Source organism: Amycolatopsis sp. cmx-11-51 (genome assembly GCF_047608665.1).
Taxonomy (GTDB): domain Bacteria; phylum Actinomycetota; class Actinomycetes; order Mycobacteriales; family Pseudonocardiaceae; genus Amycolatopsis.
In genome coordinates, this window is the sequence record NZ_JADNQO010000006.1 from 314,050 (window position 1) to 334,387 (window position 20,338).

The 20,338-nt window shown below is 67.7% G+C and carries 18 protein-coding genes, 1 tRNA gene and 1 pseudogene; 11 read left to right on the forward strand and 9 right to left on the reverse strand.

The genetic code is table 11. From position 1 onward, the window contains the following. Window positions 1-27 precede the first annotated feature (27 nt). The 4 genes from ACM6LU_RS23240 to ACM6LU_RS23255 all read left to right on the forward strand — a co-directional run bounded on the left by ACM6LU_RS23240 (window position 28) and on the right by ACM6LU_RS23255 (window position 3,477). A complete protein-coding gene (locus ACM6LU_RS23240; RefSeq protein WP_076159416.1) occupies window positions 28-1,356 on the forward strand; it encodes an NAD(P)/FAD-dependent oxidoreductase in 1,329 nt (442 codons plus the stop codon). A gap of 436 nt (window positions 1,357-1,792) precedes the next feature. Next, window positions 1,793-1,866: transfer RNA gene (locus ACM6LU_RS23245), tRNA-Leu, on the forward strand. A 286-nt stretch (window positions 1,867-2,152) separates the two neighbouring features. Next, a complete protein-coding gene (locus tag ACM6LU_RS23250; RefSeq protein WP_414939841.1) occupies window positions 2,153-2,341 on the forward strand; it encodes a hypothetical protein in 189 nt (62 codons plus the stop codon). An 8-nt stretch (window positions 2,342-2,349) separates the two neighbouring features. Next, complete coding sequence (locus ACM6LU_RS23255) at window positions 2,350-3,477, forward strand: acyl-CoA dehydrogenase family protein (protein WP_414939842.1); 1,128 nt, start codon at window positions 2,350-2,352, stop codon at window positions 3,475-3,477. Window positions 3,478-3,586: 109 nt separating this feature from the next. Here ACM6LU_RS23255 and ACM6LU_RS23260 read toward each other — a convergent pair whose 3' ends face one another. Next, window positions 3,587-4,027 carry a heavy metal-responsive transcriptional regulator gene (locus ACM6LU_RS23260; protein WP_414939843.1) on the reverse strand — a complete coding sequence of 147 codons (441 nt, stop codon included), beginning with the start codon at window positions 4,025-4,027 and terminating at the stop codon, window positions 3,587-3,589. Window positions 4,028-4,156: 129 nt separating this feature from the next. Between ACM6LU_RS23260 and ACM6LU_RS23265 the strand changes: the two genes are divergently transcribed. Both ACM6LU_RS23265 and ACM6LU_RS23270 read left to right on the forward strand, forming a co-directional pair. Further along, window positions 4,157-4,954, forward strand: a complete 798-nt coding sequence (locus tag ACM6LU_RS23265) for a TIGR03084 family metal-binding protein (protein ID WP_414939844.1) — start codon at window positions 4,157-4,159, stop codon at window positions 4,952-4,954. Window positions 4,955-5,052: 98 nt separating this feature from the next. Further along, window positions 5,053-5,694 (forward strand): histidine phosphatase family protein, encoded by a 642-nt coding sequence (locus tag ACM6LU_RS23270; protein ID WP_414939845.1) that lies wholly within the window; start codon window positions 5,053-5,055, stop codon window positions 5,692-5,694. On the opposite strand, the gene ACM6LU_RS23275 is transcribed toward ACM6LU_RS23270, so the two are convergent. The 4 genes and pseudogenes from ACM6LU_RS23275 to ACM6LU_RS23290 form a co-directional block, all read right to left on the reverse strand. Then, complete coding sequence (locus tag ACM6LU_RS23275) at window positions 5,691-6,896, reverse strand: cytochrome P450 (RefSeq protein WP_414939846.1); 1,206 nt, start codon at window positions 6,894-6,896, stop codon at window positions 5,691-5,693. The genes ACM6LU_RS23270 and ACM6LU_RS23275 overlap by 4 nt on opposite strands. Window positions 6,897-6,933: 37 nt before the next feature. Continuing rightward, window positions 6,934-7,638, reverse strand: a complete 705-nt coding sequence (locus tag ACM6LU_RS23280) for a TetR/AcrR family transcriptional regulator (protein ID WP_414939847.1) — start codon at window positions 7,636-7,638, stop codon at window positions 6,934-6,936. A 106-nt stretch (window positions 7,639-7,744) separates the two neighbouring features. Beyond that, window positions 7,745-8,684: pseudogene (locus ACM6LU_RS23285) on the reverse strand (alpha/beta hydrolase family esterase). A 149-nt stretch (window positions 8,685-8,833) separates the two neighbouring features. Continuing rightward, window positions 8,834-10,072 carry a glycoside hydrolase family 3 N-terminal domain-containing protein gene (locus ACM6LU_RS23290; RefSeq protein WP_414939848.1) on the reverse strand — a complete coding sequence of 413 codons (1,239 nt, stop codon included), beginning with the start codon at window positions 10,070-10,072 and terminating at the stop codon, window positions 8,834-8,836. 269 nt (window positions 10,073-10,341) lie between these two features. Here ACM6LU_RS23290 and ACM6LU_RS23295 point away from each other — a divergent pair, with 269 nt between their 5' ends. The 4 genes from ACM6LU_RS23295 (at window position 10,342) to ACM6LU_RS23310 (ending at window position 13,579) form a co-directional block, all read left to right on the forward strand. Beyond that, the gene (locus ACM6LU_RS23295; protein ID WP_414939849.1) at window positions 10,342-10,692 is read left to right on the forward strand and encodes an ArsR/SmtB family transcription factor; all 351 of its coding nucleotides are present in this window, start codon (window positions 10,342-10,344) and stop codon (window positions 10,690-10,692) included. A 29-nt stretch (window positions 10,693-10,721) separates the two neighbouring features. After that, on the forward strand, window positions 10,722-11,207 hold the full coding sequence (locus ACM6LU_RS23300; RefSeq protein WP_414939850.1) for an SRPBCC family protein: 486 nt from the start codon (window positions 10,722-10,724) through the stop codon (window positions 11,205-11,207). 5 nt (window positions 11,208-11,212) lie between these two features. After that, the gene (locus ACM6LU_RS23305; protein WP_414939912.1) at window positions 11,213-11,800 is read left to right on the forward strand and encodes a TIGR03086 family metal-binding protein; all 588 of its coding nucleotides are present in this window, start codon (window positions 11,213-11,215) and stop codon (window positions 11,798-11,800) included. A gap of 453 nt (window positions 11,801-12,253) precedes the next feature. Continuing rightward, window positions 12,254-13,579 (forward strand): amidase, encoded by a 1,326-nt coding sequence (locus tag ACM6LU_RS23310; protein ID WP_414939851.1) that lies wholly within the window; start codon window positions 12,254-12,256, stop codon window positions 13,577-13,579. 81 nt (window positions 13,580-13,660) lie between these two features. Here ACM6LU_RS23310 and ACM6LU_RS23315 read toward each other — a convergent pair whose 3' ends face one another. From ACM6LU_RS23315 to ACM6LU_RS23330, 4 genes are all read right to left on the reverse strand, one after another. After that, window positions 13,661-14,782: a cell division protein DivIVA gene (locus ACM6LU_RS23315; RefSeq protein ID WP_414939852.1), complete on the reverse strand. Its 1,122-nt coding sequence runs from the start codon at window positions 14,780-14,782 to the stop codon at window positions 13,661-13,663. Window positions 14,783-14,900: 118 nt separating this feature from the next. Further along, window positions 14,901-16,892: an SDR family oxidoreductase gene (locus tag ACM6LU_RS23320; protein WP_414939853.1), complete on the reverse strand. Its 1,992-nt coding sequence runs from the start codon at window positions 16,890-16,892 to the stop codon at window positions 14,901-14,903. Between the two features lie 99 nt (window positions 16,893-16,991). Continuing rightward, the gene (locus ACM6LU_RS23325) at window positions 16,992-17,681 is read right to left on the reverse strand and encodes a class F sortase (RefSeq protein WP_414939854.1); all 690 of its coding nucleotides are present in this window, start codon (window positions 17,679-17,681) and stop codon (window positions 16,992-16,994) included. A gap of 12 nt (window positions 17,682-17,693) precedes the next feature. Beyond that, on the reverse strand, window positions 17,694-19,163 hold the full coding sequence (locus ACM6LU_RS23330) for a SpaA isopeptide-forming pilin-related protein (RefSeq protein WP_414939855.1): 1,470 nt from the start codon (window positions 19,161-19,163) through the stop codon (window positions 17,694-17,696). A 313-nt stretch (window positions 19,164-19,476) separates the two neighbouring features. On the opposite strand from ACM6LU_RS23330, the gene ACM6LU_RS23335 reads away from it, so the two are divergent. After that, entirely contained in the window at window positions 19,477-20,316 is an 840-nt protein-coding gene (locus ACM6LU_RS23335; protein ID WP_414939856.1) for a Bax inhibitor-1/YccA family membrane protein, read from the forward strand. Window positions 20,317-20,338 lie beyond the last annotated feature (22 nt).

Genomic DNA, 20,338 nt, shown 5'->3' on the forward strand with positions numbered 1-20,338 from the left:
TCAGCTGATGGGTGCGACTATAGAAATATGGCTGGTGTTAAGTCGGAACCGACACGGATCCTCGTCCTCGGTGGTGGGTACGTCGGGCTCTACACGGCGTACGGGCTCCAGAAGATGCTCCGGGCCAACGAAGCGTCCGTGACGGTCGTTGACCCGCAGCCGCACATGACCTATGCCCCCTTCCTGCCCGAGGCGGCGGCCGGTGCGATCGAACCGCGGCACGTGGTCGTGCCGCTGCGGCGCGTGCTCAAGCGCTGCCACGTGCTCACCGCACGGGTGACGAAGATCGAGCACGACCGCAAGGCCGTCACGGTCGAGGCCGCCGACGGCCACGTCGAGCAGCTGAACTACGACGTCCTCGTGGTCGCGCTCGGCGCTGTCGCACGCATCCTGCCGATTCCGGGCCTGGTCGAGGAAGGCATCGCCTTCAAGACCATCGGTGAGGCGATCTACCTGCGCAACCACGTCATGACGAAGCTGGACGAGGCCGCCAGCACGCTCGATCCCGAGCAGCGTAAGCGCCTGCTGACGTTCACCGTCGTCGGCGGCGGGTTCGCCGGTATCGAGGCGCTCGCCGAACTCGAGGACATGACCCGCTTCGCGGTGGAGCACTACTACCCGAACCTCAAGGTCGAGGACATCCGCTGGGTGCTCGTCGAGGCGGCGGGGCGGATCCTCCCCGAGGTGCGGGAGACGCTCGGTGTGTACACCGTCGAGCAGCTCGAGAAGCGCGGCATCGAAGTCTATTTGTCGACAGCGGCGAAGTCGTTCGAGAACGGTCACGTCGTGCTTTCGGACGGCACCGAGTTCGACACCGACACGATCATTTGGACCGCCGGTGTGAAGGCGAACCCGGTGCTCGCCAGTTCGGATCTGCCGCTGGACAAGCGCGGCCGCGTCGAGGCCACCGCCGCGATGCAGGTCGTCGGGCACCCCGACGTCTGGACAGCCGGTGACAACGCCGCCGTGCCGGACCTCTCACGCACCGAGCAGGACCCGACCGCGACCTGCCCGCCGAACGCGCAGCACGCCGTCCGCCAGGCACGGCTGCTGGCGAAGAACATCATCAAGGTGATCCGCGGCGGCAAGCCGAAGGACTACTACCACAAGAACCTGGGTGCGGTGGCCAGCCTCGGCCTGCACAAGGGTGTCGCCGACGCGCTGAACCTGAAGATCAAGGGCTTCCCGGCCTGGCTCTTCCACCGCGCGTACCACCTCAAGGCGATGCCGACGTGGAACCGCAAGATCCGCATCCTGTTCGACTGGATGCTCGGCGGCCTGTTCCGGCGTGAGGTCATCTCGCTCGGCCAGATCAACAACCCGCGCGAAGAGTTCGACAGGCTGTCGAAGTCCTGAGTTCGTAGGTTCCGTGAAGGTCTCCTTTCCTACTTTGAAAAGTAGGAAAGGAGACCTTCACGGCGTTCAGGGTGTGTCGGTGCAGGTCGTTACCCGCCGTTCCGCTCGCCACTGGCCTGGCTCCAGTTGACCTGGCGAAACATGTCTTGGAGACAACGCGCACGCCCGCTCTCGGAACAGACGTTTCCGCTGGCCGCCTTGTCGATCAAGTTTCTGCTCACTTTGTCCGCGGTGTCCACGATCATCCACAGAACCTCAACGGCTGGACCGCGGCGTTCGCTCTTGTGACCGTGACGACCGTGGCCGGCGCGCTTGAGCCTTTCTGCGGCTCTACCGGCTACGTGACAATCGACGAGTGGAATGAGCTCGGTCTCCGGTGATTCGAGTATCGGCGTACTGAGGCGGCGAACTGATGGTCATCGCCTAGGATGTCGGTGCCCCGGTAGCCCAACTGGCAGAGGCAGTCGACTTAAAATCGACCCAGTGCGGGTTCGATCCCCGTCCGGGGCACTTGCAGCGTCCTCGCCACGATCGTCAGATCCGCTCCGCGTCGGCGAGTTCGATCATTTCCGTCCAGTTCAGGCGGACGCCCTCGGCTTCCGCGGCGAGACCTTGGGCCGGGGTGGGTGTTCGGCCAACTCGGTCTCATAGCGGCCCCCACCGGCCTGGGAGACGCTCGTTCGGCCCAATCCCAACTGGTTGGCGCGGTGCAGGATCGCGGCTCCAAGGTGACCGCTTCGACAGGCCCGCCGAAGCGCGGTAGTACCTCGACGGCGACATTCATCGTGAAGAGGACATGACAGACGTCGCCTTCGGCTCGAAACCGGGTGATGGCGCGCCGCACGGCGTCGGTGGCGTCATCGAGCTGGTCAGGGGTTCTCGTGTGCTGGCCGATGTTCGCCGGCTCGGCCGACCGGGCGATCTCAGCCAGTGTTTCCTCGCCAGTTCCCGGCGTGGTGAGGAGGCCTTCGCGACTCCGGCATGATGCGGGGCATGACCGAGCCCGCCCATCCGTTCGCCCCGCCCGCCCACGAACGCCACTGGATCGAAACCGTCACCGAACTGGCGAAGGACTTCGCCGCAAGCGCCGCCGAGTTCGACGAAACAGCCGAGTTGCCCATCGCCAACCTTCGCGCCTTGCATGCGACCGGGCTCGACAGGGCGACCCTGCCCGCGGAGTTCGGTGGCGAGGGCCTCAGCTATCGGTCCTACGGCGAGATCGTCAGGATCCTCAGCGCGGCTTGTTCCTCGACGGCGTGCATCTGGGTGATGCACATCGGCGCCGCCGTCGGACTGGTCCAGCTGTCCGCTCCCGAAGTGGGCCGCTTCTACGCCGGGGAACTCATCGAGGGCAAGCGGTTCGCCAACGCGCTGTCCGAACCGAGCAGCGGCAACATGTTCCTGATGCCGCAACAGATCGCCGAGCCCGTCGACGGCGGGTTCCGGCTCACCGGCGCCAAGCGGTTCGTCTCCGGCTGTGAGGCCGCCGAGCACTTCCTGGTCAACGCGCTCGTCGACGGTGTGCCCACCTTCTTCGGTGTGTCACCGGACGACACGATGACCTTCGTGCCCATCTGGGACACGATGGGACTGCGAGCCAGCCGCAGCCAGCTCGTCTCCTTCGAAGGGACCGTACTGCGGGAAGACCGCAGATGCCCGCCCTCGACCGAACGGCGCCCGAACCACATCGGAGCCGGGCTCGCCTTCCTGTCACTGGGGATAGCCGACGCGGCGGAGGAGGCACTGATTTCACATTCCCGGAGCCGCGTCATCCCCGTGACCGGGCAGCCGCTCGCCGAAATGCAATGGCTTCAGTTCGAGGTCGCGAACGTCCACACCCGCCTCGAAGCCGCTCGCGTGTACTCCCGGAACATGGCGTGGCTGGCGGATCGGAACTCACCGGAATTCCTGCCCGCGACCATGACGGCGAAGGTGCTCGCGAACGACATCGCCCGCGACGTCGCGCAGCTGGCGCTGAAAGCCGGCGGCGGCTCGGGCTTCCTGCGCACTTCGCCGATCCAGCGGCTGTTCCGGGACGCGCAGGCGGGTGGGCTGATGGCCTATTCGGCCGAAGTCTGCAAGGACCGGATCGGGAAGACGGTGCTCCTGCCGCAGGACTGACCTCGGATGACCGGCCGGGTGACGTCAAGCCCGGCCGGTCCCGCCGAAGCGGGTCAGCAGCAGCCGGTGCCGCAGCAGTCGCAGTCGCACCAGTCGTCGATCCGCATGGTCATCCACCTCCTCCCTTGGGTTCGCGGTCAGGCGGGCACCATGCGCCGGGAAGGGGATCGGCGCAGTTCTCGCCGGTCATCCCGGACAGCATGGAAGTGAGTTCGGCGTGCAGCGCGCCGAGTCGCGTCATCTCCGCGTCGATCTCGGTGAGATGGCGTTCCAACATGGTTTCGGCGGGTTCGCAGGGGCACACCCCGGTGTCGCGGACGCTCAGCAGGTCGCCGATCTCCGTCAGCGTCAGCCCGAGCCGCTGGGTGCCGCGGATGAACCGCAGCCTGTCGATGACGTCCTCGTCGTAGCGCCGATGCGCCCCGGTCGTCCGCGCCGGCGTGGGAAGGAGGCCGATGCGCTCGTAATAGCGCACGGTGTCCGGTCGCACGCCGGCCCGGGAGGTCACCTGGGAGATGGTCAACGCCGCCGGCGTCGCGTCGGTTCGCATGATTCGAGGGTAGAACCTGGACCCGGCTCCAGAATCAAGCTCGAAATTCCGCCGGGCTCGTGAGGAGAAGACGACGGCACGGCGCGTCCGCATCATCGGAGAGGGTGCAAACGGCGAGAGGACGGCACGGTGACTGATTTCCGGAACGTGATCAAGGACCTCACCGCGGAAGGTGAACAGGTCGACGCCCTGGTGGCCGATCTGGACGACGCGGGCTGGGCGTCGCCGACGCCCGCCGTCGGCTGGTCGGTCAAGCACCAGATCGCTCACCTTTCCTTCATCTTCAAGATCGCCGGGCTGGCCGCGGCCGAGCCGCAGAAGTTCGTCGAACTCGCGAAGACTTCGATGGCGCGCGGGTTCGACGCCGCCGTCAACGCGGCTCTCGACGACTACCTCGGTGATCCCGACGAGGTGGTGCTGGGCCGGTGGCGCGCCGAACGCGACGCGGGTATCAAGGCGCTCGCCGCCGTCCCGGCGGACCAGGTCGTGCCGTGGCTGGTCAACCCGCTGCCGCCGGCCATCCTGGCCTGCGCCGGGATGATGGAACTGTTCGCACACGGCCAGGACGTCGCGGACGCGCTCGGGGTGCGCCCGGAACGGACCGACCGGCTCGCGTACCTGGTCGGTTTCGCCGTCCGGGTGCGGGACTTCGGCTACGAGGCACGAGGCCTGACCCCGCCGGAGCAGGAATTCCGGTTCGAGATCACCTCGCCATCCGGGCAGTTGTGGACGTTCGGTCCCGAGGACTCGCGGCAGCGGGTCACCGGCAGCGCGGAGGACTTCTGCCTGCTGGTCACGCGGCGCCGCCACCGCGACGACCTCGACGTCCGTGCCGAAGGAGCGCTGGCGGACCACTGGCTGGACATCGCGCAGGCGTACCGCGGTCCCGCGGGCGAGGGACGCAGGCCAGGGCAGTTCGACCGCTGAGAACCGCGCCTGCTTCCACGGTGAGCACGGCATCCTGGAAGTCGCGGCGGACCCCACGCGATGCGATCGTCGGTGCACACGGGGTCTAGGAGGCGATCGTGGCACGGGTGTGGTTGATCAGGCACGGCGAAAGCGAGACGAACGCGGGCCTTCCCGGCGGTGAGCCGGGGGCTTCGGCCCTGACCGAACTCGGCAGACGGCAAGCCGTCGAGGTCGCGGAATCGTGGGCCGAACCGCCCCGGTTGATCGTGACGTCACCGTTCTTGCGGGCGCGGCAGACGGCCGAGCCGACGATCGAGCGGTTCCCCGGCGCGGAACGCGAGGAGTGGCCTGTCCAGGAGTTCACCTTTCTCGGCGAACTCCATGGACTGGTCACCACCACCGCCATCCGCAGACCGCACACCGAGGCCTACTGGGACCGGGCCGATCCGCACCACGCGGTGAACGGCGCGGAATCCTTCGCCGGGCTGGTCGCCCGCACCCAGGAATTCCTGGCACGGGTGGGAGAACGGGAACCAGGGCCGATCGCCGTCTTCACGCACGGGCTCTTCATCCGCGCCGTCATGTGGTCACTGCTGACCGGGACCACCACCCCGGACAGCGAGGCCATGCGCGGATTCCGCACGTTCGCCGACACCTACCCCGTGCCGAACGGTGACATCACCGAACTGCGGTACACACCCGGGAAGCGGATCCCGCGAATGGTAATCCCGCTCGCCTCCCGGTTCGCCGTCCGCTAGGGCTTCAGCAGCAGCCGCAGTTCGTTCACCCCGGTCATGTTCGGGCTGGGGATGAACGACGGCGGGGTTCCCGGGTCGGTGCGCAGGTCCGGGAACCGATCCAGCAGGATGTTCAGCGCCGTCTTGCCTTCGAGCCTGGCGAGCGGGGCGCCGACGCAGAAGTGGATCCCGCGGCCGAAGGCCAGATGGGGGTTGTGCTTCCTGGCCGGGTCGAACTTGCCCGGATCGGTGAACGCGCGCGGATCCCGGTTCGCCGCCGCGACCCAGACGAAGAGCATGCTGTCCGCCGGGATCGTCCGGCCGCCCAATTCGACCTCGGCCGTCGTGGCGCGCGCGACGAGCGCGAACGGGCTGAGGAAACGCAATGACTCCTCGATGGTGGCGGGCAGCAGCGAACGGTCCTCTCGGACGCGCCGGTACTCGTCCGGATGGGAATCCAGGCACAGCACCGTGTTCCCGAGCAGCATCGTGGTGGTGATATGCCCGGCGAGCAGCAGCACGTTCGCGAAGTTGACGACTTCGTTCCGAGTCAGCTTCCCGCCGTCGACCTCGGCTTCGACGAGTTTGGTCAGCAGGTCCTCGCGCGGGTTCCGCCGCCTGTCGTCGACGTGCTCGGAGAGGTAGTCCACCAGGTTGTTCAGCTGCTCACTCGTTTCCTCGGCGGCCTTCTTGTCCTCCTCCGTCTGCTTGAGCAGCGACAGCTGCTGGCTGTTGTTCAGCAACGTGTCGACCCATTCCTTGAACAGATCGCGATCGCTCGCCGGGATACCGAGCAGTTCGGCGATGACGATCACCGGCAGTGGATAGGCCAGGTGGTTCACCAGTTCCATCGAGTCCGCGCCATCGACGGCGTCGAGGAGTTCGTTCGTCAACGCGGCGATCCGCGGTTCGAGATCGGCGACGACCTTCGGGGTAAAGGCGTGGCTCACCAGCGTGCGCAGCTTCTTGTGGTCCGGCGGGTCCATCTGGAGCAGGTTGCCTTCGGTGAATTGATCCTTGTCCGGAGACATCTCCTTGGGGATCAGGCGGGCGGTGTCGGAGGAGAACAACTTGGGATCACTCAAGGTCTTCAATGCTTCGGCGTGGCCGTAGACGTGCCACATGCCCGCCTCGGGATCGAAACGGACCGGGTCGGCCGGGAATTCGCCTCGAAGCCAGAACTGGCTTTCGTGGACGCCCCAGGTTTCGGCGATCGTGGTCATGGCTTGCCCCCTTCTTCTCGTGGTGGAAGAGCTCGGGTCAGACGGGCTCCTCGATGCCGTCCTGCTGGTAGATCCAGGCGCGATAGGACGAGACCAGCTCCCGGAACGCTTGGATCACTTCGGCCGCGGTAGCGGCCACATTCGCCGGGGACGGCGGCTCCGGCGGCTCGAACGCCCTCCGGATGATGTGCGCGAGAGCGTCGGCCTTCTCCTCGGATGTGAGGCCGGTGCCGTCGGTGGTGAAGCTGTCCATCAGGTAGAACCCCAGCGCCGAGGCGCGCAGGGTGAAGAGCAGGTCCGGGATGTCGTCGCGCAGCAGTCCCCGGTCGGTCATCGTTTTCAGGTACCGCTCGGTGACGACCGTGTCCTGATCCTGCAAGGGATTTTTTTCCAACCGGCCCAGCAGTTCGGTGTTGCCGGTGATGAGCGCGCCCAGCAACGGATTTCGCTGGGTGTAAAGGAAGACAGCCCGCTGGAACCGATGCGGGATGACTTCCGCCGGGTCTTCGTCCAACCGATCGATAAGACTCTCGGCGGCCCGGAGCGATTCACGCAGGAGCAACGCGTGAAAGAGGTTCTCCTTGGCGCGCCAGTGCAGATAGACCGTGCCCTTCCCGACGCCGGCCTGATTCGCGATGTCCTCGATGGTCACCTTGCGATAGCCCAGCCGCGTCAGCAGGACGCCGGCCGCGTCGAGGATGCGATCGGCGCGGCCGGCGGTGCGGTCCGGACGTTCTTCCACGTACGCTCCCAGTCTCTGACTTCATGACCGAATTTGCTTATCTGGTCATCCGGTCACTTCGACGGTAGCGCCGGGTGGACGGGTCCGGCAAGGAAAACGACGGTTTTCAACGCAGCCGGTGGGCGAGGAAGAAGTTCCAGAGGACCGGCGTCGCGTTGATGACGGTCGGAGTGGCGGAGTCGTTGTTCGGTGTCGTGCTCGGCCAGACGTGCCCGGCGCCTTCGACCCGGTAGTGCTGAAGCGAGCAGCCGAGCCAGCGCTGGACGGTGACGTCGGTCCTCGGTGAGTACTGGATCGGGTGTGGGAAGCAGCCGTTCCGGTCCGCCCACCCGGCGAGCCAGTCCGGGAGTGCCGGCAGGCCTTTGGCGGGATTCCCGGTGTAGGGGATCGTCGTGTCGGCGGTGCCGTGGAAGTCGAGAATCGGCGCCGGGCGCGACGGGTCGCACTCGCCGCCCTGCGGATAGAACGCGCCGGCGACCGGGGCGAACGCCGCGATCCGGCCCGGCATCCGGCAAGCGAGGAAGCCGACGAACCCGCCACCGTTCGATTTGCCCGTCGCGTAGATCCGGCGGGAGTCGACGCACAGTTCCCGCTGAAGCGTGTTCAGCAGATCGCTGGTGAAGAGTACGTCGTGGGCGGCCGCCGAGTAAGGCGCGCCAGTCCAGGCCGATTCGCCGTCGGTGCCCGGAAGGCCTTGCGAGTAGACGGAAATCGCGTCAGGCGCGGAAACCCGGACAGGTCCTCCTGATACTTCGACGTTCGCTTGTGGCCGTGGAACGACAACACCAGCGTGGTCGGCCGCGACGGCCGGTACCGCGCGGGAACGTGCACCGTGTATTCGCGGACCAGGCCGCCGGACGTCAAGGTCCGCAGTGCCGTCGTCCCGGCTGGCACCGGTGACGGACGATGACAGCCGGTGGTCGGCACCGGGTGATCGATCGGCGTCGGGGCGGCCGACGCGACCGGTGCGGCCAGCAGGCTCAGCCCCGGCAGCGGCGGGCTGCCGTCAGCGCGAGACGGTGTAGGTACTTCGTGGGGCCAGGCACGCGATCCTTCTTGATCGGGCGGCGGGGTGGTGATCAGGGTCACTCCCGGCACCGGCCTGGTCGGCATCGTGTTCATTGAGTTTTCGGACCGCTGTTCACGTCATCCCGCCGAGTGGTCGGCGTGACCACCGTGCCGTACCCGCGGCCGATCAGCCGCAAGCCTGTTTCGCCGCGAGTACCCGAGTCAGTGCCTCGCCGACGCGGGCGGCCGGAAGCTCGCCGGACGCGAGCGCCTTCTCCACCGTGGTCAGCACCGTGTCGACGTTGCCGCCGGACGACCACAACGCCTGATCCGCTCCAGCCTGCAAGGCCTTAAGCACCGCCGTCGGCAGCGGGTACTGCGACGTGATCGCCTTCATCGCCCCGAGATCGTCCGTGATCACCGGGCCGTCGAACGCGTAGTCCGTCCGCAGCAGCCGGTACGCCGGCGCCGACAGGGTCGACGGCGTGCCGCCGGTCAGGTCGGGCACGTCCAGATGTCCGACCATGACGCCGATCTCGCCGTACTCGCCGATGTCGCGGTACGGCACCAGGTCGACCTTCCGCAGCGAGGCCAGCGGCGGCGTCCGCACCAGTCCCTTGTGAGAGTCCCCGGTGGCGTGCCCGTGCCCGGGGAAGTGCTTCAGCACCGGTTGCACCCCGGCGTCCCGCAAGCCCTGCGCGAACGCCAGGACGTATTTACGCGCGACTTCGGGGTCCGCGCCGAACGACCGGTCACCGACGATGTCGCGGTCCGGCTGGTCCGTGATGTCGGCGTCGGGCGCGTAGTCGACGGTGACGCCTCGGGCCCGCATCTGCTTGCCCCGCTCGGCGGCCTTCGTCCGCACCTGTGCCGGAGTCATGGTCGCGGCCATTTTCCGGGCACTCGGCATATCGCCGTCGAGGGCGTCGATCCGCTGAACACGGCCGCCTTCCTCGTCGATCGCCACCGACACCGGGACCTTCGCGGCCCGTTGCACCTCGTCCAGCGCGCGGTTCCGCAACAGGGCCGTCTCGTTGCCGCCGAGGAAGATCCCGCCGATCTGCTGATCGCGCACCAGCTTCACCGCCGCCTGCGGATCGCCGGCGTTCACGCCGACCACCATCAGCTGGGCCAGCCGCTGCCGGGGGCTCATCCCGGCGATGACGGCTTCGCAGCCCCGAGCAGGTGCCTGCTCCGCCCTCGGTGACGGCGAGGGAGTGGGCGGGCTGATGCTGGACGGGCTCGAAACAGTGTCGCCGCGCGGCGGTACCGTCCCCGCCGGTTGTGCCGATCCGGCCTGTTCGCTCGCCGTACCGCACTGCACGCTGGTGGCCAGAACGGCCGCCGCTCCCAGGATGACGGCCGCCCATCGCTTCGTCGTCTTCGGTCGCCCGGAGTTCATCAGCTCGTTTCGTTCGTCGTCCATGCCGATACCGACGGTAACGCCAGTTGCCCTTTAATACGCGCTCGCGTGCCCTTTTGTTCGTGCTCGCGAAGCTCGGGCCTCGGCCCCACCTCCTCTCCATCCCGTGTTCTCCCTCGTCAACCCGCTGTTCGTGCTTGACAACTCGATCTGCTCCGTCGTAGATTACCACATGGTTATGGAACCGCAAGGTTATTGACGGCCGTTCGCTGCCGGGACGTGAGAGAACGATCGTGAGAACTGGACTCGTGAGAACTGAAAGGCGGGCGACCGTGGCCCAAGATCTGCTCGATGACACCTTCGCGGCGCTCGCCGACCCCACTCGCCGCGCGATCCTCGCGCGGCTCGCCTGCGGCGAGGCCACTGTGACGGAGTTGGCCGAGCCGTTCGCGATGAGCCAGCCCGCCATCTCCAAACACCTGAAAGTGCTGGAGCGGGCGGGGCTGGTGGCGCGGGGACGTGATGCCCAGCGTCGCCCCTGCCGTCTGGTGGCCGAGCCGCTGAAGAACGCGAACGAATGGCTCGGCGACTACCGCCGCCACTGGGACGAGGCCTTCTCCCAGCTGGACCTCGTCCTCGACGAGGAACTGCGGCATCCGGAACGCCGGGACGAGACCGATTGACCACCGCACGAGCGGAAAGGAACAGCACGATGGGACGCACTCTCAGCGTGGCGAAAGCCGGCGATCTCGAGATCGTCATGACGAGGTCCTTCGACGCGTCGAGGGCACTCGTGTTCGACGCGTGGACCAAACCGGAGCTGGTGCGCCGCTGGTTCGGCCCGCGCGACTGCGAGGTCGTCGAATGCGAGATCGACCTGCGGGTCGGCGGCGGATGGCGCTACCTGCTGCGCCACGGCGGCGGGATGGAGATGGTCCTGCGGGGCGTCTACCAGGAGATCAGTCGTCCGGAAAAACTCGTCTCCCTCGAGACGAACGAGGACTGCGACGCCTCGGAAGGTCAGGTTCTGGTGACCCTGACGCTGGTCGAACACGACGGCGTCACCACTCTGACGCAGGTGCTGCGGTACGGCTCGAAGCGGATCCGGGACGCCGTGCTCGAATCCGGAATGGAGCGGGGCGTCGGTGAAGGGTTCGACGAACTGGCCGAGGTCGTGGCCGTCCCGGCGGGGGCGTGAACGAGATGAACGCCATCGCGGACCGGTATCGCGTCCGGGCCGACGCCTTCGAGGGCAAGGTCGCCGCCGTCGAGGCCGGGCAGTGGGAGAACAGATCCCCCTGCGAAGGGTGGAACGCAAGGGATGTCGTCGGGCACATCGTCGACATGCACGGAGCGATGCTGCGTCCCCTCGGACGAGGACTCGGACCGGCGCCGGCGCTCCTGACGGACCCGCTCGGCGCATTCCGGGCGGCCCGGGCCGCTGTCGAAGCCGTCTTCGCCGATCCCGTGCTCGCCGCCACCGAACACGAAACGCCGATGGGGAGGGTGAAGGCAGAACAACACATCGACCAGGTCGTCAGTGCCGACCTGGTGGTCCACGGCTGGGATCTCGCCCGTGCCACCGGCCAGGACGACACGATCGACCCCGAGGAGGTCGCCCGGATGTGGCCCGGCGCCCAGGCGATCTCCGAGGAGATGAGGACCCCGGGTGCTTTCGGACCGGGCATCGTCGTTTTCGGCCCCGAAGTGAAGGTGCCCGACGACGCGCCCTTGCAGGACAGGCTGCTCGGGTTGATGGGTCGCGACCCGAGTTTCCAGCGGGAGCCATGAAGGTCAGATATGGAAGCCCCGGTGCCGCCAGGCGGGGGCCGGGGAAGAACCGGTACCTCGGCGGTGTCGGTCCCCGTTGGCCGCGGCCAGGACACGCTCCGGAACCGACAGAAAGGTGGTGAGCAAGGCGATCTGATTCTGGATCCGAGTCTTGGCGATCTCCAGTTCGCCGGCCAACCCCGGTGAAAGCACCAGGTGCGTGCCGTCGCCCGAAACACAGGGAAGGAGTTCCGTGATCTTGCCGCTGCACAACCCGGCCGAATAGAAGAGCTGAATCCGCGGAACCCGGACCTGCCGGACCGATTCGCGCCCCGGTTGCCCCGGCGGACCACGACGTCTACTACGGCGCACGGCTTGACGGCTGCACCGATTTCCCGGCGTTCGAACCGGGCTCGGCGAAGTTCGCCTGTTTGGCGCGCAGCTGATCTTCGCCGCCCGATCTACAGTGCGGGGATGGTCAAGACGGCAGTGGAAATCGCGGCGGCTGTGCGTACCAAGGAACTCGACCCGGTCCAGGTGACTCGGGAGGCGCTGGCCAGGATCGCCGCGGTGGACGGGGTGGTCGGTGCGTTCCGCCGGGTCCGGGCCGAGGAGGCACTCGCGGAGGCCGCCGCCGTCGCCGAACGCGCGGACCTGGCCGACCTGCCCTTGGCGGGAGTGCCGATCGCGGTCAAGGATGTCGCTCCGGTCAAGGGCGAGTACGCCTCCTGGGGATCGCGTGCGGGTTCGTCGACGGTGTCCACAAAGGACGGTGAGATAGCGCGGCGGCTACGTGCCGCCGGTGCGGTGATCATCGGCCTGACCCGGGTGCCGGAGCTGTGTGTCTGGCCGTCGAGTGACGATCCGGACGGGACGGCGCGCAATCCGCGCAATCCGTCCTACGCCGCGGGCGGTTCGTCGGGCGGTAGTGCCGCGGCCGTCGCGGCCGGGCTGGTGCCCATCGCGCACGGTACCGACGGCTTGGGCTCGATCCGGCTTCCGTCCGCCATATGCGGGATCGTCGGTCTCAAACCGGGTAAAGGCGTGGTCCGCGTGCCGGGGGAGAACGGCTGGTTCGGCCTGTCCACGCACGGTCCGATGACGACCACCGTGGCCGACGCGGCCGTGCTGATGTCGGTCCTCGCCGAACAGCCCGGCCTGGCGGACCTCGCCGACCCGAAGCGGTCCCGCATCGCCCTGTCGACCCGGGCCCCGCTGGCCACGGCGCCGTTGCCGCGGGCGTTCGGCCGAGCGGTCGCGCGGGCCGGTGAGCTGTTCAGCGCGGCTGGGCACACCGTCGCGTCCGGAACACCTCGGTACAACCCCGGAGCCATCGGCGGTATCGTCGCGCGCTGGGCCGCAGGCCCGGCCGAACAAGCGGCCGAGTTCGACTTCCGAGCGCTCCAGCCGCGGACGCGTACGCATGTCCGTCTCGGCCGCCTCCTGGCTTCTCGGATTCGGGAGAGCACCCGTGAGCGATGGCTGGAGCGCACCGAGGAGTTCTTCGCGGAGCACGACGTCCTGGTCACGCCCATGCTCGCGAGCCTCCCGCTCAAAGCCCGCACGTGGCACGAAAGCCGATGGATCGCCAACGCGCTGCCGTCCCTGCGGGTCGCGGGGTTCGCCGGGCTGTGGAATCTCGCGGGCTATCCGGCGATGTCGGTGCCGGTCGGCGTGCACCCCTCGGGGATCCCGGCCTGCGTTCAGCTCGTCGCCGCCCCCGGCGGGGAAGCGCTCCTCCTCGGCCTCGCCGCCCAGCTCGAAGCGGCCAATCCCTGGCCCCGCACCACGGCCTCCTGACCCTGGAAAGAGAGCAGGGGACCTTTGCTATCACTCTCCAAAAGAGAGTGATAGCAAAGGTCCCCTGCTACTTCGCGCTGGTCAGGAGCCGGTTTTGGCGGGCGACGGCTTCTGCCCGTTCGACTTCGGACCGTTCTGCTCGCTCTGTCCGTTCTTCGGCGCAGCGGCGGCGGGCGCCGAAGAAGCGGGCTTGGCGGGAGCGGCTTTGGCCGGAGCCGGAGCGGCGGCCTTCGACGCGGGCGGTTCGGCGGGCTTGCCCGCCGGCTTCGTCCCCTCGGGCTTGCTGTCGCCGCCGACGAGCTTCGAAGCGTGCGGGATCACCGACTCCTCGGGCAGGGCCGCGAGCATCGCTTCGCTGCCCTTCAGGACCTCGTCGGCCTGCATCAGGCTCTTGCGGGCCTGCTCGCGAATCTCCGCCAGCCGCTCGACCTTCCGTTGGGCGGCGGTCGTGCGCTGGGCGGCGGTCGTGGTGGCCTCGTCGAGTCGGCGCTTGGCCTCGGTCGTCGCCTCGTCGACGCGGCGTTTGGCCTCCGCGGTGGCCTCCGCGATCCGGCGTTCGGCCTGGTTCTTGCTGGCCGTCTGCTGGTCTGCGATGTGCTTTTCGTGCGACGTGCGCTGAGCCGTGATCGTCTGGTCGAACTCGCGCTCGATCTTGCGGCGCTTGCGCTCGGCCTCGTTGTCCAGCAGTTCCCGGCGCTGGGCGGCCTCGACGGTCAGTCGCTGGACCTCGGCCCGCGTCTCGGCGAGCGCGGATTCGTGCTCGGAGTGCAGCGCGTCCGCCTGCTTGTCCAGTTCGGCGACGAGCCGCGTGTAGCGCTCACGGAGTTTCTTCGAGGCCTCGCTCGAGGACGCCCAATGCTTCTCGGCCGCGACCTCGGCGCGCTTCGTGACCTCTTCCGCGCGCGCCTGCGCGAGCGTGACGGTGCGCTGCATCCGCTCGTCGAGGTCTTCGAGCCGCTCCGGCGGCTTCTTCAGCTCCTCGACTCTGGCGTTGAGCTTCGCCACCTCGTGGCGCACGGTTTCGAGTTCGCGCGAGGCCGACGTCGCCTGCGCGATCGCGGCGTCGCGGTCGGTGATCACGCGATGCAGCTGGGCTTCGAGATGATCCAGATACTGGCGCACTTCGTTCCGGTCGAAGCCGTGCCAGGCCTGGGTGTACTCGCGCCGCAGGGGCAACAGGCCGTTGTCTCGCTCGGGAACCATGGTCACGACGGTACCTGCGTACCCGGCGTCGCCGTTGTCAGGCTTGGTGATTCACCGACGTGTGTCTGCCCTCAGCTGCTGTCCCTCACCTGAACGGCCGCCACCCGTGTGCGCAGTGTCACCAATGGAAGCCGCGGCTGAGCCGGGCGAGGGTCATCGCGGCTCGGGACAGATGCTGCTCGCCCTTCCCGATCTTGAGCCCGCCGCCGCCACCCGCGGCCGCGGAGTCCGGGAACACGCGGAATCCTTGGTAGGCCACCGCATCCGTGAGTCCTGGCGTGAGCGTGTAGGCGAGCCCGATGGCCTGCCCGGCAGGCGTGCCGATGTGCTTCGGACGTTCCTTCAACGCCTTCATCACCATGTTCGCGGCCTGATCCGGCGATTTCGTCGGAAACGCGTCATAGATCTTGGTCGGCCGGATCATCGGCGTGCGCACGAGTGGCATGTGGATGGTCGTGAACGTGATCCCGTCGCCGTGGGTCTCGGTCGCGGCGATCCGGGAGAAATAGTCCAAAGCGGCCTTCGACGCCGCATACGCCGAAAAGCGTGGCGCGATTCCCTGCACGCCGATCGACGAGACGTTGACGATATGCCCGAATTTCCGCTCGGACATCTGCGGCAGCACCGCGAGGATCAGCCGGACCGCACCGAAATAGTTGATCGCCATCGCGCGCTCGTAGTCGTGGAACCGGTCGTACGACAGTTTGATCGAGCGCCGGATCGACCGGCCTGCGTTGTTGACGAGCATGTCGATCCGGCCGTGATCGGCGAGCATCGCGTCGACGGCCTTGAGTACCGACTCCTCGTCGGTGAGGTCGGCCGGGTACACCGACGCCGTACCGCCGGCGGCGATGATCTCGTCCCGGACCTCTTCGAGTTCGTGCTGCCGCCGCGCCACGAGCAGCGGCACCCCACCGGCGGCCGCGACCTTGATCGCGGTCGCCCGGCCGATCCCCGACGACGCGCCGGTGATGATCACGCGCCGTCCGTCCAGCTCGCCGCGCGGGCCGTGCTTGCGGGCGCGGAACGGGTCCAGGTGTTCACGCCAGTAGCGCCACAGCGTGGGCGCGTAGTCCTCGATCCGGGGCACCTCGACGCCCGAGCCGATGAGCGCCTTGCGCGTCGACGCCGACGAGAACACCGACGGGAACGCCATGGTCTCCAGCAGCACCGGCGGGATACCGAGGCGCTCCATCACGGCGTCGCGCGCGATCGTGAAGCCGGGGATGTGCTCGCTCAGTTTCACCAGGTTGACGATGCCCTTGGACACCCGTTCGTTGAGCTGCACGGAGATCGTCGGAGCGCCGGCCGCCTTCGCGAAGGCGTTGTAGACCGAGACGACCGGCTGCGGTTCCGGGTTGACCAGGTGGAACGCGCGTCCGTCCAGGCCCGGCGTGGTGATCAGGGCGTTCAGCGACTCGGCGACGTAGTCGACCGGGACGACGTTGGTGTCGCCGAGGTCGGGGCCGACGATCGGCAGGTCAGGCAGCCCGGCCAGCCTGCTGATCGCGGGGAACAGGTAGTACGGGCCGTCGATCTTGTCCATCTCGCCGGTCTCGGAGTTCCCGACCACGACCGCGGGCCGGTACACCCGCCACGGCACGTCCTGCTGCTCGCGCACGAGGCGCTCCGCTTCGAACTTCGTGCGGTGGTACGGCGTGACGAGCCGCTGGCCGACGTCGAACATCTCCTCGGTGAACATGCCCTCGTGGTCTCCGGCGACGGCGACCGAGGACACGTGGTGCAGGCGGCCTGCGTTCAGCTCGGCGGCGAGCGCGATCACCTGCGCGGTGCCTTCGACGTTGGCCTTGATGCTGTCTTCATCGTCGGCGGTGAGGTCGTAAAGGGCGGCGAGGTGCACGACGTGATCGACTCCGCGAAGCTTCTCTCGGTCGTCTTCGCCGACCCCGAGCAGCGGCTCGCCGAGATCACCGGTGACGAGGGTGACGCGTTCCGGATGCGGCCAGGCGTTCACGAGTTTCGCGAGTTTGTCCCGCGAAGAAGCGCGGACGACGAGCGCGATGTTGTCGACGTCCTCCCTGGTGAGCAGCAACCGGGTGAACTGGCGCCCGATCAGTCCGGTCGCCCCGGTCACCAGAAAAGTCGCCATCTGCTTCACCCTTCACCGTGCTCGCCCGCGTCCACCGGCATTCTGCTGCATCACGACGGCGCTGACCACCACGGCACCCGCGAAGTTACTCGCGGGTAGCTAGGCCGGGTCGGCGATGACGACCCGGTTCTCGGCGTAGCCGGTTTCCCCGCCGACCCAGCGGCCGCCGCAGGTGACGAGGACGATCCGATGTCGACCGGACTGGCCGAACAGCTCGTCCGCCCGCTGCGGCAGCTCGTTCTTCTTCAACGTGATCAGCTGGGAAACCTTGTATCGCCAAGACTTACCCGCCTTGTCGACCACGGTGACGGCGCCGCCGATCCGCTCGGTCCACAACTCCGCGAACGGACCTGTCGCGCCCTTCCAGTTCACGTGCCCGGCGAACACGCTCGCCCCGGTCGCCGAACTCAGCTCGGCACCCCACCAGGTCACCTCGCCGAGATTCTCCGGCACCGGCAGCTCCGCGCCCGGCCCGAGTTCCTTGCGGATCAGCTTCGCCGCGCCGCCCGCGGGCAACCGGATCGTTCCGGGGCCCTGCGGCTTCGGGGCTTCGGGTTCCTTCGACGACGACGGCGGCGGCGCGGGAGGCGGCGTCGTGGGGACGATCTCCGGCGGAGGCGGGACTTCTTGTTGCGCGGGCGCCGCCGGGGCACCGCCCGCGACGGAGACGGAGGCGGGCTGTGCCGTCCCCGTCACCACGGTCGTCGGCGGCCAGACGATCAAGGCCGCGACGAGGTCCGCGCACAGGACCGTGACGGCTCCCAGCGCGAACCCGCGTCGTACAGACATTCCTGAACCCTCTTAGCGTCGCGAAGACCGCCGCGCGGCCATGCATACCATCAGCGAACCGAGCAGCGCGAGCGCGCCGACGCCGAGGATCCCGGCGGTCGACGCCGAGTTCTCGACGGTGCCCTGCATCATCGCCACCGGCTGGTCGCCGGCGGGAATGGTGCGCGGTACCTCGTTGGGCGTGTTGGCGACCTTGAGCGCCAGCGTCTCACCCGGTTTGACCTCGCCGCAGGCGGACGGCGGATTCTTCGGGTCGAACGCGTTGGTGTAGCCCGGCGGTGCGCTGACCTCGACCACGCAGATCTCCTGCGGGGTCCGCAGGTTCTCCACCGTGACCGTCCCGGTCTCGCCCTCGGTGGTGACGACGGCGGGCTTGCCGTCGGCTCCGTTGAGCGGCTTGCCGTCGTGGCCGACGGCCGCGGTGGTCTTGTCCTTGGCGGTGATCCGCAGCGCGGCGCCCGCGATGCCCTTCTCGGTCTTCGTGTCGACCTTGGTCACCTGGACCTTGCCCGGCTTCGAGACGACCGCGACACCCTGGGCCTTCAGTTCCTTCTCGCCACCGGTCGAGACGACCTTCTGCACACCGGTGTCGACCGGGAACTGCACGTACGGCCGGTCCGCGGGGGCGGACAGCGTGCTGGCCAGCTTCGGCTGGTCACCGGTCGGTGTCACCTTGACCGTGAGGGTGCCGTCCTCGCCCGTCTTCACCGTGGCGGCCTTCTCGGCCTTGGCGGTCGAGGTCGACGCGGGTTTGGTGGTCTCGCCGCCTTCGACGGTCGCGTTCGACGGTGTGAGCTTTACCGGCACCCCGGAGATGCCCTTGCCCTTGGCGTTCTTGACGCTGATCGTCCACTCGCCCGCGGTGCCGATGTGCTGGTCTTCCTTCGGCGGCGCGATCGCGGTGGTCCACGGCCCGCGGTTGGCCTCAGCGTCCTTGGTCAGCTTCACGACGGCCGTGGCGGCGGCAGGGTGCTGCGCCTTCAGCTTGTCGAGATGGTCCTGGATCTTGTAGCCGATCTTGTTGGAAGGCAGTTCCGGGTTGGTGTCGGCGTCGGACCGCGGCTTGGCCGTCCAGGAATGGAGCAGGTGAGCGAGCGCGGCGGCTTCGGCGTTGTCCTGCGTGCCGCCGTAGCGGAGGAGCAGATAGGAGATGTTGGCCGCGATGTCCTCCGGCAGCTTCTGTCCCCACTTGTCGAGCAGTTCGTCGCCGGGCTTGTACTCCTCGTTCGTGTCCGGCGCCTTCTGCTGGAAGCTCACGCAGAACACGTGCTTGCCGTTGACGACGTAGGAGCCGAGCCAATCGCTGGCCTGGTCATGGCCGCCGAACGGCTGGCCGGGTGTGACGGCGTGGCCGACGCCCTGTTTCGGGTCGGCAGAGGCCGGTGTCGCCGCGACGGTGGTGGACAGCGCGCCCAGCAGGCACGTCGCGATCAGGCTGGTCAAGGCGCGCGAACGCACGCTCGGGCGTGTTGTCCACCCCATGGTGTGTTGACTCCTTTGGCCGTGCCCTGCCCCGGCGCCTTTACGTCGATGCAGGTCACACGATCGATAGGTTCCCCGACACGCCTTCGGTGATTATCCGAACACGCATCGTGCAGGGTGGCCTGTGATCAGCGGTTTTGGCAAGAGGTCATCAGGTGGGGTATCGGTGAACGGTCGTGATCGCCGCCGCATACGGTGTGGGGGATGGGCCCCGTGTCGAATGTGAGTAAAGTCGTCTTTACTTCGACGGGAACCGGGCGGCCCCCGCGGTCGTTGAACCCGATGCAGGTGCCAGTAGATCCAGGAGGATCAGGTGCGATCCAGTAGCAACCCGGCGTTCCGGAACCTGCCGCGTGGCGCGGCGGAGTACGGACCCAACGTAGGCTTCAACCAACCCCAGGGGGGCGTGCCCGGCTACGGCCCTCCGCAGACCTCCGCCGGTGCCGACGACCGTCCGATGACCGTCGACGACGTCGTCATCAAGACGGCGCTGAGCCTCGGCACCGCGCTGGTGACCGGTGTGCTCACCGCGATCTGGGCGATCAGCCAGATCCCGATGTCGGCGTCCGGCAAGATCCTCGGCATCCCCGGTGCCGTGATCGCTGCGCTGGTCGGCTCGATGATCGTCGGCCTCGTGATTTCGCTGGTGATCATCTTCAAGAAGATGCCGAGTGGCCCGCTCACGCTGGCGTATTCGGCCGTCGAAGGTGTCTTCCTCGGTGCGATCAGTGGCCTCTTCGAAGCGCTGTACCCCGGTATCGCGCTGCAGGCGATCGTCGGCACCGCCGGTGTCTTTATCGCGATGCTGGTCGTCTACAAGACGGGTGCCGTCAAGGTCACCCCGAAGTTGACGAAGTGGATCATCGGCGCCGTGGTCGGTGTCGCGATCATGATGCTGGTCAACCTCGTCACCAGCCTTTTCTTCAATTTCAACCCGCTGCGTGACGGTGGTCCGATCGCGATCATCTTCAGCCTCGTGGTGATCGGTGTCGCGGCGTTCAGCTTCCTGCTCGACTTCGACCAGGCCGACCGGATGATCCGCGAAGGCACGCCGTCGAAGTGGTCCTGGTACGTCGCCTTCGGCCTGATGACCACGCTCGTCTGGCTGTACCTTGAGATCCTGCGGTTGCTGTCGTACTTCCACAGCGACTGATCCAGGTTCACCGCGAAAGGGC

Excerpts from the sequence above, each read along its gene's own strand:
- ACM6LU_RS23290 (WP_414939848.1), bottom strand. The coding sequence starts at position 10,072 with ATGGACGACGAACGAAACGAGCTGATGAACTCCGGGCGACCGAAGACG.
- ACM6LU_RS23250 (WP_414939841.1), top strand. The coding sequence starts at position 2,153 with ATGACAGACGTCGCCTTCGGCTCGAAACCGGGTGATGGCGCGCCGCAC.
- ACM6LU_RS23320 (WP_414939853.1), bottom strand. The coding sequence starts at position 16,892 with ATGGCGACTTTTCTGGTGACCGGGGCGACCGGACTGATCGGGCGCCAG.
- ACM6LU_RS23275 (WP_414939846.1), bottom strand. The coding sequence starts at position 6,896 with ATGACCACGATCGCCGAAACCTGGGGCGTCCACGAAAGCCAGTTCTGG.
- ACM6LU_RS23325 (WP_414939854.1), bottom strand. The coding sequence starts at position 17,681 with ATGTCTGTACGACGCGGGTTCGCGCTGGGAGCCGTCACGGTCCTGTGC.
- ACM6LU_RS23240 (WP_076159416.1), top strand. The coding sequence starts at position 28 with ATGGCTGGTGTTAAGTCGGAACCGACACGGATCCTCGTCCTCGGTGGT.
- ACM6LU_RS23330 (WP_414939855.1), bottom strand. The coding sequence starts at position 19,163 with ATGGGGTGGACAACACGCCCGAGCGTGCGTTCGCGCGCCTTGACCAGC.
- ACM6LU_RS23255 (WP_414939842.1), top strand. The coding sequence starts at position 2,350 with ATGACCGAGCCCGCCCATCCGTTCGCCCCGCCCGCCCACGAACGCCAC.
- ACM6LU_RS23300 (WP_414939850.1), top strand. The coding sequence starts at position 10,722 with ATGGGACGCACTCTCAGCGTGGCGAAAGCCGGCGATCTCGAGATCGTC.
- ACM6LU_RS23260 (WP_414939843.1), bottom strand. The coding sequence starts at position 4,027 with ATGCGAACCGACGCGACGCCGGCGGCGTTGACCATCTCCCAGGTGACC.
- ACM6LU_RS23315 (WP_414939852.1), bottom strand. The coding sequence starts at position 14,782 with ATGGTTCCCGAGCGAGACAACGGCCTGTTGCCCCTGCGGCGCGAGTAC.
- ACM6LU_RS23305 (WP_414939912.1), top strand. The coding sequence starts at position 11,213 with ATGAACGCCATCGCGGACCGGTATCGCGTCCGGGCCGACGCCTTCGAG.
- ACM6LU_RS23310 (WP_414939851.1), top strand. The coding sequence starts at position 12,254 with ATGGTCAAGACGGCAGTGGAAATCGCGGCGGCTGTGCGTACCAAGGAA.